The organism is Microbacterium imperiale (genome assembly GCF_017876655.1).
Taxonomy (GTDB): Bacteria; Actinomycetota; Actinomycetes; order Actinomycetales; family Microbacteriaceae; genus Microbacterium; species Microbacterium imperiale.
Genome location: NZ_JAGIOK010000001.1, coordinates 892,609 through 911,244 on the forward strand (window position 1 = coordinate 892,609; position 18,636 = coordinate 911,244).

Here is an 18,636-nt window from a genome sequence, read left to right on the forward strand (position 1 = left end):
ACCGGTCAGTCCTCGATGAGGACGCCGGCGAGCGTCTTCTTGCCGCGTCGCAGCACCGACACGCGCCCGGGCAGACCGCCGGTCACGACGGCCGACTCGTCGGCGACCTTCTCGCCGTCGAGCGACACCCCGCCCTGCGCGATGGCGCGCCGCGCCTCAGACAGACTGCCGACCAGGCCGGTGTCGACGAGCAGCTGCACGACCCCGGTGCCACTCGGCACCGTCGCGTGGGGCAGCTCGACGAGCGCCGAACGCAGCGTCTCCGCGTCGAGCGCCGTCAGGTCGCCCTGGCCGAACAGCGCCTCGGATGCCGCCACGACCTTGGCCGTCGCGTCGACACCGTGCACCGTCGCGGTGACTTCGAACGCCAGCCGCTTCTGCGCCGCGCGGCGGAAGGGCTCGTCGGCGACGAGACGCTCATACTCGGCGATCTCGGCACTGGTGAGGAACGTGAACACCTTCAGGCGCTCGGCGACATCGGCATCCGCGGTCGAGAGCCAGAACTGGTAGAACGCGTACGGGCTGGTGAGCTCCGCGTCGATCCAGATCGCGTTGCCCTCGCTTTTGCCGAACTTCGTGCCGTCGCTGTTGGTGATCAGCGGCGTGCCGAACGCGTGCACCGAGGTTCCCTCGACGCGGTGGATCAGATCCGTGCCGCTCGTGAGGTTGCCCCACTGGTCCGATCCGCCCGTCTGCAGCGTGCAGCCGTACTGGCGGTAGAGCTCGAGGAAGTCGAGCCCCTGCAGGATCTGGTAGCTGAACTCGGTGTAGCTGATGCCCGCATCCGAGTTCAGGCGCGCGGCGACGGCATCCTTCTTCAGCATCGTGCCGACGCGGTAGTGCTTGCCGATCTCGCGCAGGAAGTCGATCGCCGACAGCGGCGCGGTCCAGTCGAGGTTGTTGACCATGCGGGCGGCGTTCTCGCCCTCGAAGCTGAGGTACTTCTCGATTTGACCGCGCAGGCGGTCGACCCACTCCGCGACGGTCTCGCGCGAATTGAGCGTGCGCTCGGCGGTGGGCCGCGGGTCGCCGATGAGACCGGTCGAGCCGCCGACGAGACCGAGGGGCTTGTGACCGGCGAGCTGCAGCCGGCGGAGCGTAAGCAGCTGCACGAGGTGACCGAGGTGCAGGGATGCCGCCGTCGGGTCAAAGCCGCAGTAATACGTGATCGGGTCGCCGCCGAGCGCTTCACGCAGCGCTTCCTGGTCGGTGGACACGTGCACGAGACCGCGCCACACCAGCTCGTCCCACACGTTCTCGAACGCGGGATCGAGCGCCACGGGGGCGGTCGTCAGGGCTTGTTCAGACACGCGCTCCAGGCTATCAGCGGCCTGCCGGGCGCCTCGCGCGGATGACCCTCAGGCCGCGGTGCCGCGCTCGTCGAACAGGCCGATGACGTTGCCCTCGGAATCGCGCAGGTACACCCACCGCGATGTCTCTCCGAGCGGCTGGATGTCGCCGACCTGCTCACCGCCGGCGGCGACGGCCGCCGCGACGGTGTCTTCGATGCTCTCGACGGTGAAGACCACGGTCGGATGCGTCACCGGACCGCGCACGTGCAGGTCGCCGTCCACGCCGTCGCCGTCGGGCTGCCGCAGCATGCCCATCTCGTCGCCCCACGGCTCGTACTCGAATTCGAGGACCGATCGGTAGAAGTCTCGTGCCCGCTCGATGTCATCGGCCGGGATCTCGAAGTGCTCCATCTTCGCCATGCGCCGAGCATGACGCAGCGAGCCCGCCGGGACAAGGGTCAGGCGGCGCTCCCCCACCACACCAGGAACGCCGCGGCCAGCGCGACGACCCAACTGACGAGGCTGCCGACGAGGAAGTACTCGGCCCGGTCGCCGCCCTCGTCGTCACGCGAGATCTCGGGGAACCGCACGATACCCTTCGCCGCGAGCACCGCCGCCAGCAGCGTGAACGCGCCCGTGAGCGTGAGCGCGAAGACGAGGATGCGCTCGAGCGGCCCGATGAGCCGCCCGCCCCTGAGCGCGTTCGTCGCCGCGGCGGCAACGACACCGCCGCGCAACGACGCCCGGACGATGACGTTGCCCGACTCGACCAGGAACACGAGCGACCCCACGAGGGCGACGGCGAGGTCGAGACTGACGACCCCGAGCGGCGACTCGATCGGCCAGATGCGTTCGAGCGGACCCTGCCCCTCGCGCACGCCGATGAGCGCGACGGCCACGGCCGTCACGAGCCCCAGCACAGCGGCAGGCCACAGGCCCCACCGCGTCGGCTCGCGGGTCGAGGTCGTCGCCGCCCAGCCGGCTGCTGCGGCCACGGCGGCGAACCACCAGGCCGCGGCGCCGGCCCACGCCGCGAGCGGCAGCAGCGCTCCGCCGAGCAGCACCAGCACGATGCCGAGCCGGACGCCCGTCAGGCGGCTCCGCGCGAGGTCGAGTGCGCCGACGGCGAGGAGGATGAGGCCCGCGGCGATCACCGGGACGCCTCGGTGAGCGCGGTGTAGCCGGCAATGATCGACGGCGCGCCCGACGAGGCGAGCAGCTGCGACACGGCGGACTGCGTGATGCCCTCGTCGGCGGCGAGCGACGCCTGGGTGCGGCCGAGACAGCGCCCGTAGGTCAGCCGGCGTGCCCGTTCGGACATCGCGCCGACCAGCTCGTCACGGGTGAGCAGGTACGCGTTGGCGAAGCGGATGCGGTCGGCCATGGCGACATCCTCGTCGTCGCCACCGACAATGCGCGTGCGCGCTCGCGGCACCGCGCGATCCTGCAGCGCATGCACCTCGTCGATCGCCTCGCGCGCACGCCACCATCCCGGTCCGTCCGCGATCGACGCCGTCGCCGAGTCGACCTCGCCGACCTCGCCGACGCCGACGCCGAAGCGCAGGGCCACGCCGTCGGGCAGGCCGAGCTGCAGCAGCAGCAGCCAGGCGAGCGTGTCGTCGAGGCGCTCGAACACCGCTTGGAACTCGTCCGCGAAGGTCGCCCGCATCGACGAGACGGCCACCGGGAGCGCCTCGTCGACACGCTCGACGGTCGTCTCGATCTGCCGCTGGGTGCGGCTGCGATCGTCGAGCCGACGTGACCCGACGATGTCTGCGATGACGGCGACCGACATGACGATCAGCGTATCACTGATATTCGCTGGATATAAGTCCAGGGCTGATGAAACCGATTGATAAGCCCCGCGCTTATCTCAGCGCTGCCAGATGGCGACGGCCTGCTGCGCTCGCGCGATGAGCTCTACGCGCTGCTCGTCGACGCGGACGGGCGCGGTTCCGCCGATGCCGTCGCGGCTCGCGACCGACCCCTCGGGCGAGAGCACTTCGCGCACCGCCGGGTCGAGATGCGCCGACACGGCGGCGAGATCGTCATCGGATGCCTCGTGCAGCTCGATTCCGCGCTGCTCGCACAGTCGCACGAGCGAGCCCGAGATCTCGTGCGCCTCGCGGAAGGGCACGCCCCGCTTGACGAGCCACTCGGCGACATCCGTCGCGAGCGAGAAGCCCTGCGGCGCGAGCTCGGCCATGCGGTCGAGGTCGAAGCGCAGCGTCGCGATCATGCCGGCGAAGGCCGGAAGGACGACCTCGAGCGTCTCGATCGAGTCGAACACCGGCTCTTTGTCTTCCTGCAGGTCGCGGTTGTAGGCCAGCGGCAGCGCCTTGAGCGTCGCCAGGAGGCCCGACAGGTTGCCGATCACACGGCCGGCCTTGCCGCGCGCGAGCTCGGCGATGTCGGGGTTCTTCTTCTGCGGCATGATGCTCGAGCCGGTCGAGTAGCCGTCGTCGAGAGTGACGAACCCGAACTCGCGGGTGTTCCAGATGATGATGTCTTCGGCGAAGCGCGAGATGTCGACGGCGATCATGGCCGTGATGAACGCGAACTCCGCGACGACGTCGCGCGACGAGGTGCCGTCGATGGAGTTCTCGGCGGGGCGCTCGAGCCCGAGCTCGCTCGCGACCAGCTGCGGGTCGAGTCCGAGCGTGGCGCCGGCGAGCGCTCCCCCGCCGTACGGCGAGACGCGCGCACGCTTGGACCAGTCACTCAGCCGCTCGAGGTCGCGCAGCAGCGGCCACGCGTGCGCCTGCAGGTGGTGGGCCAGCAGCACGGGCTGCGCGTGCTGCAGGTGGGTGCGGCCGGGCATGATGGCACGCGAGTGCGCCTCGGCCTGGCCGACGATCGCGTCGATGACCCGCAGGATGTCGCGGGCGATGACGGCGGCGTGATCGAGCAGGTACAGGCGCACGAGCGTCGCGATCTGGTCGTTGCGGCTGCGTCCGGCGCGGAGCTTGCCACCGAGTTCGGCGCCGACCGTCGCGATGAGCGCGGCCTCGAGGGCGCCGTGCACATCCTCGTCGGTCTCGGCGGGCTGCAGCGATCCGTCCTGCACCGCCGCGAGCACGGCGTCGAGGCCCGCGTGCATGCGGGCCTCTTCGTCGGCGGTGAGGTACCCGGCGGCGGCGAGAGCCTTGGCGTGCGCGTGCGAACCGGCGACGTCATAGCCGGCGAGCGCCCAGTCGAAGTGCGTCGAACGGCTCAGGCGCGCCAGCTCGGGCGCGGGGCCCGACGCGAAGCGGGCTCCCCAGAGAGCCCCGGAGTTCGTGCCGCCTGACGTGTCTGCGTTCATCGCTCCAGCCTATCGGGGCGCTCTCCCGCGTCCGGAGTGGCCGACGCGGCATCCGGGGCCGTCGGTGGACCGCCGTCCGCCGCGGGCTTGCCGCGCACGGCGAGGCGGGCGAGCGCGTCGACACCCGCCTCGAGCGGGCCGCGCCCCACCAGCAGAGCCCACACGGTGCACGCCGCGATGATGCCGAGGGTCATCGGCCAGAAGGGCTCGAGGTCGCGGTACACGTCGAGCTCGAACGTGCCGGGCTCGGCCGCGGGCCGCGTCAGCGCCCACACCACGATCTGCGCGGAGTACGCCGTCAGCGGCATCGATCCCATGGCCCGCACCGGCAGCACGAGCCAGGTCAGCGGCGTGCGGCACAGCAGCACGCACAGCCCGATGACCAGCAGGGCGAAGCCGCCCGACCCGATCACTTCGAACAGGCCAGACGAGTGCGCCTCGCCCGTCCAGGGCGTCTGCCCGAACTGCTCCGACTCGCCCCAGATCAGGTCGAGGGCGGTGCCGAAGGCCGCCAGCACGGCGCCGGCGAGCGCCAGCACCACGGGCGTCGCGCGGGCGCGCAGATCGAGGCGCGCGGCGCCCATCCCCGCGAGCACGAACGCGAACCAGGTGAGGAAGGGGTAGTGCCACCCGATCGCATTCGCGAGGTCGGCCCCCGCGGGCGTCGACCAGAACATCAGCGCGTCGATCGCCGCCTGCGGGAACGGGGCGATCAGCCCGACCGCCGCTGCGGCGATGAACAGCGTGCGGGCGCGCAGCGGGAGAACCGCGGCGGCGAGCACGAAGAGGATCGCGTAAGCCGGCAGGATGACGTACACCGGCACGGCGAGGAACAGCAGCAGCACCCCGATGACCCACACGGCGCCCGCGCGCACGAGCAGGCGCAGCCGTACCGTCTCGAGGCATGGGCCGCGGACCGGCGTGCGGCCCCCGCTGACAAGACCGATCGAGACGCCCGCGAGGGTGGCGAACAGGATCGACGACCGCCCGTGCACGAGACCGTCGTAGGTCGACGGATCGGTCCAGTCGAGGTCGGGGATGACGAGGAGGTGCGCCGCGAGCATCCCGATGACCGCGATGCCGCGGGCGAGGTCGACGCCGTCGATACGCGACGGAGCGAACAGCGACCGCCGCTGCAGGAAGGTGCGGACGCCAGCGGCCCGCGGCGCGCCCGTCTCCCTCGTCACGCTGCGCTCACCCCGCCATCACCCCGTCGTCACTGCTGCCGCAGCAGCCAGACCAGGAGCGCCTTCTGCGCGTGCAGACGGTTCTCGGCCTCATCCCACACGACGCTCTGTGGTCCGTCGATGACGTCGGCGTCGACCTCGTAGCCGCGGTCGGCGGGAAGGCAGTGGATGAAGATGGCGCCGTCGGCGGCGGCATCCATCGTCTGCTGCGTCACCTTGTACGCACCCAGATCGCGAATGCGTGCGATCTTCTCCTCCTCCTTGCCCATCGACACCCACGTGTCCGTCACGATGACGTCGGCGTCCGCCGCGGCCTCGAGCGGGTCGACGAGGATCGTGACCGATCCGCCGGTCTGCGCCGCGATGCGCTGCGCGTCGGCGACGACATCCTCCCGCGGGCCGTAACCCTCGGGAGCCGCGACCCGGACGTGCATGCCCGCGGTCACGCCCGCGAGGACGTACGAGTGGCCCATGTTCGACTGCCCGTCGCCGAAGAACGACAGCGTGAGCCCGGCGAGGTCGCCCTTGTGCTCGCGGATGGTCAGCAGGTCGGCGAGCAACTGGCAGGGGTGGAAGTCGTCGCTCAGCGCATTGACGACGGGAACACGGGTGCCGCGCGCCATCTCTTCGAGCCCGGCCTGAGCGTACGTGCGCCAGACGATCGCGGCGACCTGACGCTCGAGCACGCGCGCGGTGTCGGACGGCGTCTCTTTGCCGCCGAGCTGGCTGTTCGCGGTCGAGATGATCAGCGGCGAACCGCCCAGGTCGGCGATGCCCACGGCGAACGAGACGCGCGTGCGGGTCGAGGACTTGTCGAAGATGACGGCCACCGTCTGCGGGCCCTCGAGGGGCTTGAGCTTCCAGCGGTCCTTCTTCAGCGCGAGCGCCAGGTCGAGCACCTCGGCCTGTTCGGCCGGGCTCAGGTCGTCGTCGCGCAGCAGGTGGCGGGTCATGCGGATTCCTCCGTGGTCGTGTTCTCGAGCAGCAGGGCCGACTCGACGGTGTGCAGAGCGGCGGCGAACAGGTCGGCGAACTCGTCGATCTCGACGTCGCCGATCGTGAGCGGCGGCGCGATGCGCACCGTGCGGTCGTTGGCCGCGTTGACGATGAGCCCGTGCTCCTGCGCCGCGGCGACGACGGCGCCGGCGACCGGATGCCGCAGCGCGACGCCCAGCAGCAGGCCGCGGCCGCGCACACCCTCGATGAGCGTCGAGTCGAGGCCCTCGATGACTGCACGCAGGCGTTCGCCGTGGGTGGCCGCCGCCTCGACGAGGCCGCCGTTCTCGATCTCGCCGAGCACGGCTGCGGCCACGGCGGTGCCGAGCGGATTGCCGCCGAAGGTCGAGCCGTGGGTGCCCGGATAGAACAGATCGCTCGCCGTCCCGAACGTGATGAGCGCGCCGATCGGGAAGCCGCCGCCGATGCCCTTGGCCACCGTGATCGCGTCGGGCTCGATGCCCGCGTGCTGGAAGGCGAACCACGCACCGGTGCGCCCCGCACCCGTCTGGATCTCGTCGATGATGAGCAGCGCGCCGTGCCGTGCCGTGATCTCGCGCGCCGCCTCGAGGTACCCCTCGGGCAGCGGCACGACACCGGCCTCGCCCTTGATCGGCTCGACGAACAGCGCCGCGACGCGGTCGTCCATCGCGGCCTCGAGCGCCTCGACGGTCGAGTCGATGCTCTCGACCCCGGGGACCATCGGCTCGAACGGCTGCTGCATGTGCGGCTTGCCGGTCAGGGCGAGGGTTCCCATCGTGCGGCCGTGGAAGGCGTCCTTGAGGGCAAGGATGCGGGGGCGCTCCGCGCCGCCGTGCAGTCGCGCGAGCTTGAAGGCGGCTTCGTTGGCCTCGGCGCCCGAGTTGCCGAAGTACACCCGTCCGCCCTCGCCGGTGCCCGCGAGGCGTTTGAGCTGCGCGGCGAGCGCGAGCTGCGGCGGCGTGGCGAAGTAGTTCGACACGTGCGAGAGGGTCGCCGCCTGGCGGGCGATCGCCTCGACGAACACCGGGTGAGCGTGGCCGAGCGAGTTGACGGCGATGCCCGCGAGGAAGTCGAGGTAGCGCTTGCCGTCGGCATCCCAGACGTACGCCCCCTCGCCGCGCTCGAGCAGCGCCAGACGCGCGCCGGCGCTGCGCACCAGATCGCGATCGACGTCTTCCGCCCACGCGGGCGCTGTCTGCTGGATCGTCGGGTTCGTCATCCCGCCACCACCTCCGTGCCGATTCCCTGAGCCGTGAAGACCTCGACGAGCACCGAGTGCGGCTGTCGTCCGTCGATGATCGCGGCGGTGTCCACTCCCCCGTCGACGGCGTCGAGGCAGGCCTGCATCTTCGGGATCATGCCCGACTCGAGCTTCGGCAGCATCGCGCGCAGATCGGTCGCCGTCAGGTGCGAGACGAGCGAGTCGCGGTTCGGCCAGTCGGCGTAGAGCCCCGGCACGTCGGTGAGCACGACCAGCTTCGTCGCGCCCAGCGCCGTCGCGAGGGCCGCCGCGGCGGCGTCCGCGTTGACGTTGAGCGAGTGCCCGGGGTTGTCGAGATCCGGGGCGATCGACGAGATCACCGGGATGCGGCCGGCGTCGAGCTGATCGTGCACCGGCTGCGGGTCGACCTCGACGACATCGCCGACGTGGCCGAGGTCGTGCTCGGTGCCGTCGATGACCACGCCGCGGCGCCGACCGCCGAATAGGCCGGCATCCTCGCCCGACAGCCCGGTCGCGAACGGACCGTACGCGTTGATGCGGGCCACGAGCTGCGGGTTGATCTGCCCCGTGAGCACCATCCGGACGACGTCGATCGCCTCGGTGCTCGTGACGCGGTAGCCGCCCTTGAACTCGCTCTCGATCGACAGGCGGTTCAGCATCCTCGAGATCTGCGGGCCGCCGCCGTGGACGACGACGGGCTTGACGCCGACGAAGCGCAGGTAGGCGATGTCCTGCGCGAAGGACTCCTGCAACTCCTCAGAAACCATCGCGTTGCCGCCGTACTTGATGACGATGATCTGGTCGCGGAAGCGCTGCAGCCACGGCAGCGACTCGATGAGCACGCCCGCCTTGGCCGCCGCCTCTTCGGGGGTGGTGTGCTGGAGGTCGATGTCGTTCATGAGGAGTAAGCGCTGTTCTCGTGGACGTAGTCGTGCGTGAGGTCGTTCGTCAGGATCGTCGCCGTCGCGTCGCCCGACTTGAGGTCGATGAGGATGCGGGTGGCGCGGGGCGTCAGGTCGACCTCCTCGCGCGGGCGGTCGGGGCCCCCGGCGGTGCACACGCGCACGCCGTTGAACGACACGTCGACGTCGTAGGGGTCGAAGGCCGCGTCGGTCGTGCCGATCGCGGCGAGCACCCGGCCCCAGTTCGGGTCGTTGCCGAAGATCGCGGCCTTGAAGAGGTTGTTGCGCGCCACCGAGCGTCCGACGACGACGGCGTCCTCTTCGGATGCCGCACCGACCACCTCGATGGCGATGTCGTGGCTCGCCCCCTCGGCGTCGCCCTGCAGCTGTTCGGCGAGGTCGCGGCAGATCTCGGCGAGGGCGGCGACGAAGTCGTCGGCGTCGGGGGTCACGCCCGAGGCACCGCTGACCATGAGCGTCACCTGATCGTTCGTCGACATGCAGCCGTCGGAGTCGAGGCGGTCGAAGCTCACCCGCGTGGCCGCGCGCAGGGCGGCATCCGCTTCGGCGCTGTCGAGGACGGCGTCGGTGGTGATGACGACGAGCATCGTCGCCAGGCCGGGGGCGAGCATGCCTGCTCCCTTGGCCATGCCGCCGATCGTCCAGCCCTCACGCGAGACGACGGCGCGCTTGGGGCGCGAGTCGGTGGTCATGATCGCGAGCGAGGCGTCCTCACCGCCGTCGGAGCTGAGCGAGCCGATCGCGGCGGCGGTGCCGTCGAGCACCTTCGCGCGGAACACCTCGTCGCCGGTGCCGATGAGCCCCGTCGAGCACACGAGCACGTCGCCGGAGCTGACATCGAGCAGCTCGCCGGCCTTCTCGGCGGTCTGGTGCGTCGTCTGGAAGCCGAAGCTGCCGGTGAAGCAGTTCGCGCCCCCGGAGTTGAGGACGATCGCCTCGACGACGCCGTCGGCGATCGCCTGCTGCGACCACATGATCGGGTTCGCCTTGGCGCGGTTCGAGGTGAACACCGCGGCGCCCACCTTGAGCGGACCGCGGTTGACCACGACGGCGACATCGGGCTTGCCGGTCGACTTCAATCCTGCGGCGACGCCGGCGGCTTCGAAACCCTGGGGGGCGGTGACGCTCACGGGGCGACTCCGTTCACGCTCAGGCCCGTGGTCTCGGCGAAACCGAGGGCGATGTTCATCGACTGGATGGCGGCACCCGCGATGCCCTTGGCGAGATTGTCGACCGCGGTGACGACGACGACCCGGCCGGCGGCCCGGTCGATCGCGAGCCCCATGAGCGCGGTGTTCGCCCCGACGACGTCGGCGGTGCGGGGGAAGGACCCCTCGGGCAGCAGCTGCACGAAGGTCTCGTCGGCGTAGGCGTTCCGCCACGCGTCGCGGATCTGCGCGTCGGTGACACCGGGCGCGATCGGCGCCGTCGAGGTGGCGAGGATGCCGCGCGACATCGGCACCAGCACGGGCGTGAACGAGATGCGGATGTCGCCGGACGCACCGGCCCCGCGCAGCGCCTGGCGGATCTCGGGGATGTGGCGGTGCGTGCCGCCGATCGCGTACGGGTTCGCCGACCCGAGGATCTCGGCGGCGAGCAGGTTCGTCTTGAGGCTCTTGCCCGCGCCCGAGGGGCCGACCGCGAGCACCGTGACGATGTCGGCCGGATCGATGACGCCCGCGGCCACACCGGGAGCGAGGCTCAGCGCGACGGTCGAGGCGTTGCACCCGGGGGCCGCGATCCGCGACGCGCCGACGAGCTTCTCGCGCTGCTTCGCGCCGTCGGAGCCGATCAGCAGCTCGGGCACGCCGTACGCCCACGGCTCGTGGAAGGCGCCGCCGTAGAAGGCATCCCAGTCGTCGGACGAGGTCAACCGGTGGTCGGCGCCCGCGTCGATGACGAGGGCGGTGTCGGCGAGGGCCTCGGTGTACTGGCCCGACTGTCCGTGCGGCAGCGCGAGGAACACGATGTCGTGCCCGGCGAGCACCTCGGGCGTCGAGGGCTGCAGCGTCAGGTGACGCAGCGACCGCAGGTGCGGCTGGTGATCGATGAGCGGCTGACCGGCGTTGGAGTGCGCGGTGACCGTGCGGATCTCGACCTCGGGGTGGGCGGCGAGCAGGCGCAGGATCTCGCCTCCCGCGTAGCCGGAAGCGCCGGAGACGGCGACGGAGAGGGGCATGGGTTCCACCTTATTGTCTGGGATGGCGTCGCCTCTTCGGCGACGGGGACCGGCGGCGGCGACACCACGCGCTCGACCGCGGGAAGCGGGAGCGCACGGGGTCGCCTAACGTCGGCGGTCGCCCAGACGTCGGCGCGCGCCGAGCACCATGACGGTGCGCTGCGGGGCCGAGGACATGCGCCGACAGTAGCGGCCCCACGCGGCATCCGGCAAATCGCGCGTTCCGAGCTGGAGGTTCGAGGCGCAGTTCCGGGCTTCGGGCGCAGCTCGGACTGCGTCCCAGCAGCGGAAGTGCGCCCGGCACACAGGATGCCGCGACGAAGGCCGCCGCTGCCGCTGATCAGGTCGGGAACGCCTTGATCCGCACGAGCAGGTCGGGTCCGGTGCGCTGGAGCGTGCGGCCGCCGACGAGGACCCCGACCGCCGCCACGATCGCTCCGAACCCGATGCCCACGGCGAGCGCGGCCCAACCCCAGACGGCATCCCCCGTCACGGCGCTGACGATCGCGAGGACGATGGCCGGCGCGCTCAGCACGAGCACGACAGCCCAGACCGCGAACACCAGCAGACCGACGATCGAGTTCTGCCCCGGCGTGCTCTTGAACGGGCTGTCGCCGGGTGCCGGAACGGGGGTCACGATCAGCGCGGACGACACCGCGCACACGCCGTACCCGGCCAGCAGCACGCCGAGCGCGGCGCCGAGGACGGCGGGCAGGCGGGCGGCGTCACCGGCGAGCACGGAGGTGACGACCGTGATCACGACGATCAACGGGATGCCGACGCTCGCCGCACCGAGCAACCGGCCCAGGCGATCGGTGCGGCCGGAGATGCCCGTGGCGAGGGTCGTGCCGAAAGCGGAGCCGTCGAAGGAGATGTCGGCGTAACCGACCGCGGCCATCACGAGCGCCGCGAGCACGGGCGAGAGGATGAACATGAACCCGTCGAGGCCGCCGGTGAAGGCGAACAGCACCGGGAACAGCGGGATCACGAGCAGCTGGCGCAGGTAGCGCGGGTCGCGCAGCCACCCCGACAGCGACCGCGCCCAGGTGGCCCCGACCCCGCCGGTGGGCATGACGCCGAAGAGCCCGAGCTTGCCCGCCGCCACGGTGCGGCTCGCACGCTGGCGCGGCGAGGACGTCGCCGTCTCGATGACGCGGTCCCAGACGATCCAGAGCACGGCGATCGTCGCGAGGGCGATCGCGAGGCTGGCCAGCGCCGGCAGCCACTCCCCCGCCGCGACGCTGGGTGCGACCGCCCACGCGGCGCCGAGCGGCGTCCACGCGAGGATGCCGGCGGCCTGCTGCAGCCGCGTCCACAGGTCGCTGCCGGCCGAATCGAGCAGGGCGACGATCCCGGTCAGGATCGGGCCCGTCATGATGAGCGCGACGAGCACCACGGTGCCGACGATCTCGCGGCCGCGCCGACCGCCGAGGCCCGTCGACAGCTCGCCCATGAGGCGAGACGCCAGCACGCAGGTGACGACGCCCAGCAGCACCGTCGGCACGGCGATGACCGCGGCCACGGGCCACCGCACCCACACGATGACCGTTGCCAGCACGGCGAGGGTCGTGACGATCCCCGGGATGCCGGTGGCGCCGGTGCCTGCGAGGGCGAGCATGACCTGCCGCCGCGTGAACGGGAACGGTGCCAGGCGCTCGGCGTCGACCGTGCTCTCCAGCCCGGCGACGACGATCGGGCCGACGAGCCAGCCCAGGATCAGCAGCGATCCGCCGAGGATGACGACGACGCGGGCGGCGTCGAGGCCCTGGAACATCGCGAGCGCGACCATTCCCGCGACGAGACCGCCGAGGACGCCGAGACCCCAGAGCGAGCTGAGGATGAAGCCGACCAGCTGCCAGGGACGCCGGGCGAGGGTGTTGCCGAGAACGCGGTACCGGAGCTTCAGGACTGTCGCAACCACTGCGGCCCCTCCGACTGGTGGCGTCCGCCGACGAGCGAGACGAAGCGATCCTGCAGGCTCTCGCCCGCGCGGACCTCGTCGATCGTCCCGGCGGCGAGCACCTTCCCGGCGGCGATGACGGCGACGTGGTCGCACATCCGCTGCACAAGGTCCATCGAGTGGCTCGAGACGATGACCGAGCCCCCCGAGACGGTGTAGCTGCGCAGCACGTCCTCGATATTGGCGGCCGACACCGGGTCGACCGATTCGAACGGCTCGTCGAGCACCAGCAGGCGCGGGGCGTGGACGAGGGCGCACGCGAGGGCGACCTTCTTTGTCATGCCCGCGGAGTAGTCCGCGACGATCGTGCCGGCGGCGCCGCGCAGGTCCATGAGGTCGAGCAGGTCCGACACCCGCGGGGCGATCTCAGGACGCGGCAGGCCGAACATCATCGCGGTGTAGGTGATGAGCTGCTCGCCGGTGAGGCGGTCGAACAGGCGTACGCCGTCGGCGAGGTTGCCGATCGTCCGCTTGGCGGCGACCGGGTCCTGCCAGACGTCGATGCCGTGCACGCGGGCGCCGCCGGCATCGGGGCGCAGCAGCCCGGTCGCCATCGACAGCGTCGTGGTCTTGCCGGCGCCGTTGGGACCGACGAGGCCGTAGAACGACCCCGACGGCACGGTGAGGTCGATGCCGTCGACCGCGGTCTTCTGGCCGAATCGCTTCACCAGACCCGACAGCTCGAGGGCGGGCACGGCGGCGGTGGGTTCGCGCATCGGAGTCACGCTGGCAGGGATCTCGCTCACGGCCCCGACCCTATCGGGAACGGATGCCGCCGTGTCGGACGGACCTGCGACAGTAGGGAGCATGCTGCGCTCGCTGGCCGTCTCCGGGTACCGCTCGCTCCGCGACGTCGTCGTGCCCCTAGGCGAGTTGACCGTCATCACCGGCCCGAACGGCTCCGGCAAGTCGAACCTCTACCGGGCCCTGCGTCTGCTCGCGGCCACCTCACGCGGCGACGTCATCGGAACGCTGGCTCGCGAGGGCGGACTGCCGTCCGTGCTGTGGGCCGGCCCCGAGGACGGCGGCGGCACGCAGGGCACGGTGCGGCGCCGTCCCGTCGCCGTGCAGCTCGGCTACGCCTCGGACGAGCTCGGCTATCTCGTCGACCTGGGCATCCCGCAGACGAGCCAGCAGAGCATGTTCGCCCGCGACCCCGAGATCAAGCGCGAGCAGGTGTTCGCCGGCCCGGTGGCCAAGCCCGCGACGCTGCTCATCGACCGCACGCGGCAGAGCACGCGCGTGCGCGAGGACGCATGGACGGTGCTCGATCAGCGGCTCTCCCCCGACGAGAGCATCGTGACCGACCTCGTCGACGGCGACGCCGCGCCCGAGCTGCTGACGCTGCGCCGCACCATGGACGCGTGGCGCTTCTACGACCACTTCCGCGTCGATCTCGACGCCCCGGCGCGCATGCCGCAGGTCGGCACGCGCAGCCACACCCTCGCGCACGACGGCGCCGACCTCGCGGCGACGTGGGCGACGATCGTCGAGGCGGGTCAGGGCGATGCTCTCGACCGCGCCGTCGACGAGGCGTTCCCCGGCAGTCGCGTGCACGTCACGGCATCCGACGGCCTGTTCCGGCTGACGATCCAGCAGCCCGGGCTGCTGCGGCCGCTCGAGGCCGCCGAGCTGTCGGACGGCACGCTGCGCTATCTGCTGCTGTGCGCGGCGCTGCTGCCCGCACGCCCGGCGCCGCTGCTGGTGCTGAACGAGCCCGAGGCGAGCCTGCATCCGTCCCTCCTGGGACCGCTGGCACGGCTGGTGCGGGTCGCGTCGGAGCGCACGCAGGTGATCACGGTGTCACACGCCGACGACCTGGTATCGGCGCTGCCCGACTCGGCGCGGGTCGAGCTGCGCCGCTCCGACGCCGAGACCGTCGTGCACGGACAGGGGTTCCTCGACGCGCCGGCCTGGAACTGGGGTTCCCGCTGACGCCGCCCGCGCCCGGGAACGCGAAAGGCGCAGTTCCGAACGTGAAGCGCAGGTGATTCTGCGCTCGACGTCCGGAACTGCGCCCGGCAGCCGAAATCAGTCGCGGATGCTCGCGCCGAAGCGCTCGGTCGCGACAGCGACCCCGGCGAGCTTGGCCTCCGTGGCCTCGGCGGCCGTGAGCGTGCGGTCGTCCGCGCGGAAGCGCAGCGCGAACGTCAGGCTCTTCGCGCCCTCGGCAACACCCGCACCGCGGTAGTCGTCGACGAGGCGCAGCGACTCGAGCAGCTCTCCGGCGCCCTCCGACAGCGCCGCGGCGAGAGCTCCCGCGGTCACGTCGGCGGGAACGACGAGCGAGACGTCCTGCGTGGCGGCGGGGTACCCCGACAGCGACGCGACGACGACGCGATCGGCAGCTCCGGTCAGAAGTGCGTCGAGGTCGAGCTCCGCGACGAGCACACGCCCGGCGAGGTCGGCCGCGGCCGACACCTCGGGATGCAGTTCACCGGCGTATCCGACCTCGACACCGCCGACGGTGAGGGCGGCCGCACGACCCGGATGCAGCGCGGCGCGGCGCGTCTGGGCGACGTCGAGCTCGACGCCCGCGGCCGTCGCGACGACCTGCACTGCGCTGAGCACGTCGCTCAGGTCGGCCGCAACAGCGGGGCGACCGGGCGTCTTCGGGCTGATGTTGCCCGCGACGAGGACGGCGACGTGGCGCGGCTGCGGCGGAATCGACGCGTGCAGAGCCGCGAGGGTGGACTCGTCGGGCCGGACTGCCAGCGGCGGCACAGACTCGGTGCCGTAGACGACCCCCGCCTCGGGCAGGAACACCGCGCCGACCTCGAAAAGAGCGAGATCGGTGAGGCCGCGCGAGACGTTCCGGTGCGCGACCTGCAGCAGCCCCGGGACCAGCGACCGGCGCAGGTACGGCGCCTGGCCGTCGAGCGGGTTCGCGATCTTGACCGAGGGCAGCGGCTCACCCGAGGCGGAGCCGTGCAGGTCGTTGCGCTCACTCGTGGTGAACGGGAACGAGGGCGTCTCGACGAATCCGGCGGCGGCGAGCGCGTTCGCGACGCGACGGCGGCCCTTCTGCTCCTCGGTGAGTCCGCGACCCGACGGTGCGGTCGGCAGCACCGAAGGCACGCGGTCGAGTCCGTGGATGCGCGCGACCTCTTCGGCCAGCGTCCACTTGTCGGTCAGGTCGGGGCGCCACGACGGCGGGATGACCTCCCAGCCGGCATCCGTGTCGGTCACCTCGGCGCCGATCGTCTCGAGCGCGGACGACACCTCGTCGTCGGTGTAGTCGATGCCGATCAGGCCCGCGACGAAGTCACGCGGCAGGTCGATCGCCTCGAGGAACACCTCGCCGAACAGCGCGCCGCCGACCGGCTCGAGCGTGCCCCCGGCGAGCTCGACCATGAGGTCGGCGACGCGGCGAGCGGCCACGAACGGCAGCAGCGGGTCCACTCCGCGCTCGAAGCGACGCGATGCCTCGCTGGGCAGCTTGTGCCGGCGGGCGGTGCGGGCGATCGTGACGGTGTCGAAGATCGCCGCCTCGATGAGCACGTTGCGGGTCGCGTCGGTCATCTCGGTCGTGCCGCCGCCCATGACGCCGGCGAGGCCGATGGGGCCCGACTCGTCGGTGATGAGCAGGTCTTCGCCGTCGAGCGTGCGCTCCTTGCCGTCGAGCGTCGTCAGCTTCTCGCCCGGCGTCGCGCGGCGCACCGTGATGCCGCCGGTGAGCGTGTCGAGGTCGTAGCCGTGGATCGGGTTGCCGAGCTCGAGCATCACGTAGTTGGTGATGTCGATGAGGATGCCGAGCGAGCGGATGCCGGCGAGCGTGAGCCGCGCGACCATCCACGGCGGCGTCGGACGCGTCGGGTCGACGCCCGACACGACGCGCACCGCGAACTCCGTCGCGCCCACGCGGCCGCGGATCGGAGCCTGATCGTCGACGGCCACCTCGAACCCGGATGCCGGGTGCTCGAGCTCCTCGAACTCGCGCAGCGCCGGGTCGCGGAAGGCCGCGCCGGTCGCGTGCGAGTACTCGCGCGCGATGCCGCGCACCGACAGGGCGTAACCACGGTCGGGCGTGACATTGACGTCGATCGCGGCATCGTCCAGGCCCAGCAGGGCGATGGCGTCGGTGCCGACCTCGGGGTCGAGACCGAGCTCGGTCAGGCGCAGGATCCCGCTGTGCTCGTCGCCGAGGCCGAGCTCCTTCGCCGAGGCGATCATGCCGTCCGAGACGTGGCCGTACGTCTTGCGCGCCGCGATCGGGAACGGCCCCGGCAGCACGGCGCCGGGAAGCGTCACGACGACCTTGTCGCCCTCGAAGAAGTTGCCGGCACCGCAGACGATGCCGCGCACGCCGCCGTTGGCCTCGCCCACGTCGACCTGGCACCAGCGGATCGTCTTGCCGTTGGACTGCGGCTCGGGCTCGAACGAGACGACGCGGCCGACGACGATCGGACCGGTCAGGTCGAACCCGTGGACGTCCTCCTCTTCGAAGCCGACCGACACCAGCGCCGCGAGGATGTCCTCCGGTGCGGCATCCGCCGGCACATCGACGTACTCACGCAACCACGACAGCGGAACGCGCATCAGACCACCATCCCGAACTGCTCGCTGAAGCGCACATCGCCCTCGGCCATGTCGCGCATGTCCTTCACGTCGGAGCGGAACATCAGCGTCCGCTCGATGCCCATGCCGAAGGCGAACCCGGAGTACACCTCCGGGTCGATGCCCGCGGCGCGAAGCACGTTGGGGTTCACCATTCCGCAGCCGCCCCACTCGATCCAGCGCGCACCACCGGCGAAGGTCGGGTGCCACAGGTCGAGCTCGGCGCTCGGCTCGGTGAACGGGAAGTAGTTGGTGCGGAAGCGCGTCTTCGCCTCGGGGCCGAACAGCTCGCGCGCGGCGTGGTCGAGGGTTCCCTTGAGGTGGGCCATCGTGATGCCCTTGTCGACGACGAGCCCCTCGAACTGCGTGAACACCGGCAGATGCGTCGCGTCGTACTCGTCCGTGCGGAACACCCGTCCAGGCGAGAGGACGTAGATCGGGATGTCGCGCTCGAGCATCGAACGCATCTGCACGGGGCTCGTCTGCGTGCGCATCACCAGGTGACGGGCCACCGGGTCGACGAAGAACGTGTCCTGCATCTGACGCGCCGGGTGATCGACGTCGAAGTTGAGGGCGTCGAAGTTGAACCACTCGTGCTCGAGCTCGGGGCCTTCGGCGATCTCCCAGCCCATTCCGACGAAGAGGTCGGCGACCTCCTCCTGCAGCAGCGAGATGGGATGCCGCGCACCGACGCGCGCACGCGGAGCGATGGCGGTCACATCGAGCGCCTCGGCCTCGAGCTTCGCGGCGGTCTCGGCCGCGGCGAGCTCGTCCTCGCGGGCGGCGAGCGCCTGGTTCACCCGGCCTCGCGCCTGACCGACGAGCTTGCCGAACTCGGCCTTCTTCTCGTTGGGCACCGACCGCAGCTGCGCATTGAGGCGCGCGAGCGGCGAACCCTCGGCAGTGTGGGCGTTGCGGGCGGACTTCAGGTCTGCGGTTGAGGAGGCGTCGGCGATGGCGGCGAGGGCCGCATCCACCGCCGCGGCGACCGCGTCAGGGGTGATCTCGGGTGCGTCGGACACGGGAGTCGAGTC

At 71.4% G+C, this 18,636-nt stretch carries 16 protein-coding genes; 1 reads left to right on the forward strand and 15 read right to left on the reverse strand.

From position 1 onward, the window contains the following. Positions 1–5: 5 nt before the first annotated feature. The 13 genes from tyrS to JOF37_RS04535 all read right to left on the reverse strand — a co-directional run bounded on the left by tyrS (position 6) and on the right by JOF37_RS04535 (position 13,761). Positions 6–1,310, reverse strand: a complete 1,305-nt coding sequence (gene tyrS, locus JOF37_RS04475; RefSeq protein WP_210005476.1) for a tyrosine--tRNA ligase — start codon at positions 1,308–1,310, stop codon at positions 6–8. A gap of 48 nt (positions 1,311–1,358) precedes the next feature. Beyond that, positions 1,359–1,712, reverse strand: a complete 354-nt coding sequence (locus JOF37_RS04480; protein ID WP_245338098.1) for a VOC family protein — start codon at positions 1,710–1,712, stop codon at positions 1,359–1,361. Between the two features lie 38 nt (positions 1,713–1,750). Continuing rightward, positions 1,751–2,446, reverse strand: coding sequence for a hypothetical protein (locus JOF37_RS04485; protein WP_210005478.1), 696 nt, complete (start codon positions 2,444–2,446; stop codon positions 1,751–1,753). Further along, on the reverse strand, positions 2,443–3,087 hold the full coding sequence (locus JOF37_RS04490) for a SatD family protein (RefSeq protein WP_210005480.1): 645 nt from the start codon (positions 3,085–3,087) through the stop codon (positions 2,443–2,445). Before JOF37_RS04490 ends, JOF37_RS04485 begins: the two co-directional genes overlap by 4 nt. A 78-nt stretch (positions 3,088–3,165) precedes the next feature. Further along, on the reverse strand, positions 3,166–4,596 hold the full coding sequence (gene argH, locus JOF37_RS04495; RefSeq protein WP_210005482.1) for an argininosuccinate lyase: 1,431 nt from the start codon (positions 4,594–4,596) through the stop codon (positions 3,166–3,168). Continuing rightward, complete coding sequence (locus JOF37_RS04500) at positions 4,593–5,783, reverse strand: heparan-alpha-glucosaminide N-acetyltransferase domain-containing protein (RefSeq protein ID WP_271174836.1); 1,191 nt, start codon at positions 5,781–5,783, stop codon at positions 4,593–4,595. The genes argH and JOF37_RS04500 overlap by 4 nt, the downstream gene beginning before the upstream one ends. A 29-nt stretch (positions 5,784–5,812) precedes the next feature. Next, a complete protein-coding gene (gene argF / locus JOF37_RS04505; RefSeq protein WP_210005484.1) occupies positions 5,813–6,736 on the reverse strand; it encodes an ornithine carbamoyltransferase in 924 nt (307 codons plus the stop codon). Beyond that, positions 6,733–7,980 (reverse strand): acetylornithine transaminase, encoded by a 1,248-nt coding sequence (locus tag JOF37_RS04510; RefSeq protein ID WP_210005486.1) that lies wholly within the window; start codon positions 7,978–7,980, stop codon positions 6,733–6,735. Before JOF37_RS04510 ends, argF begins: the two co-directional genes overlap by 4 nt. Further along, complete coding sequence (argB, locus tag JOF37_RS04515) at positions 7,977–8,882, reverse strand: acetylglutamate kinase (protein ID WP_210005492.1); 906 nt, start codon at positions 8,880–8,882, stop codon at positions 7,977–7,979. Before argB ends, JOF37_RS04510 begins: the two co-directional genes overlap by 4 nt. Beyond that, the gene (argJ, locus tag JOF37_RS04520) at positions 8,879–10,036 is read right to left on the reverse strand and encodes a bifunctional glutamate N-acetyltransferase/amino-acid acetyltransferase ArgJ (RefSeq protein ID WP_210005493.1); all 1,158 of its coding nucleotides are present in this window, start codon (positions 10,034–10,036) and stop codon (positions 8,879–8,881) included. Before argJ ends, argB begins: the two co-directional genes overlap by 4 nt. Continuing rightward, complete coding sequence (gene argC / locus JOF37_RS04525) at positions 10,033–11,085, reverse strand: N-acetyl-gamma-glutamyl-phosphate reductase (protein WP_210005494.1); 1,053 nt, start codon at positions 11,083–11,085, stop codon at positions 10,033–10,035. The genes argJ and argC overlap by 4 nt, the downstream gene beginning before the upstream one ends. Before the next feature lie 340 nt (positions 11,086–11,425). Further along, positions 11,426–13,006: a hypothetical protein gene (locus tag JOF37_RS04530; RefSeq protein WP_210005495.1), complete on the reverse strand. Its 1,581-nt coding sequence runs from the start codon at positions 13,004–13,006 to the stop codon at positions 11,426–11,428. Then, a complete protein-coding gene (locus JOF37_RS04535; RefSeq protein ID WP_210007666.1) occupies positions 12,988–13,761 on the reverse strand; it encodes an ABC transporter ATP-binding protein in 774 nt (257 codons plus the stop codon). Before JOF37_RS04535 ends, JOF37_RS04530 begins: the two co-directional genes overlap by 19 nt. Positions 13,762–13,852: 91 nt before the next feature. Here JOF37_RS04535 and JOF37_RS04540 point away from each other — a divergent pair, with 91 nt between their 5' ends. After that, on the forward strand, positions 13,853–14,980 hold the full coding sequence (locus JOF37_RS04540) for an AAA family ATPase (RefSeq protein ID WP_210005496.1): 1,128 nt from the start codon (positions 13,853–13,855) through the stop codon (positions 14,978–14,980). Positions 14,981–15,076: 96 nt separating this feature from the next. Here the strand turns inward: JOF37_RS04540 and pheT are convergent, their stop codons facing one another. Further along, positions 15,077–17,584 (reverse strand): phenylalanine--tRNA ligase subunit beta, encoded by a 2,508-nt coding sequence (gene pheT, locus JOF37_RS04545; protein ID WP_210005498.1) that lies wholly within the window; start codon positions 17,582–17,584, stop codon positions 15,077–15,079. Next, complete coding sequence (gene pheS, locus JOF37_RS04550; protein ID WP_210005499.1) at positions 17,584–18,624, reverse strand: phenylalanine--tRNA ligase subunit alpha; 1,041 nt, start codon at positions 18,622–18,624, stop codon at positions 17,584–17,586. The genes pheT and pheS overlap by 1 nt, the downstream gene beginning before the upstream one ends. Positions 18,625–18,636: the final 12 nt, after the last annotated feature.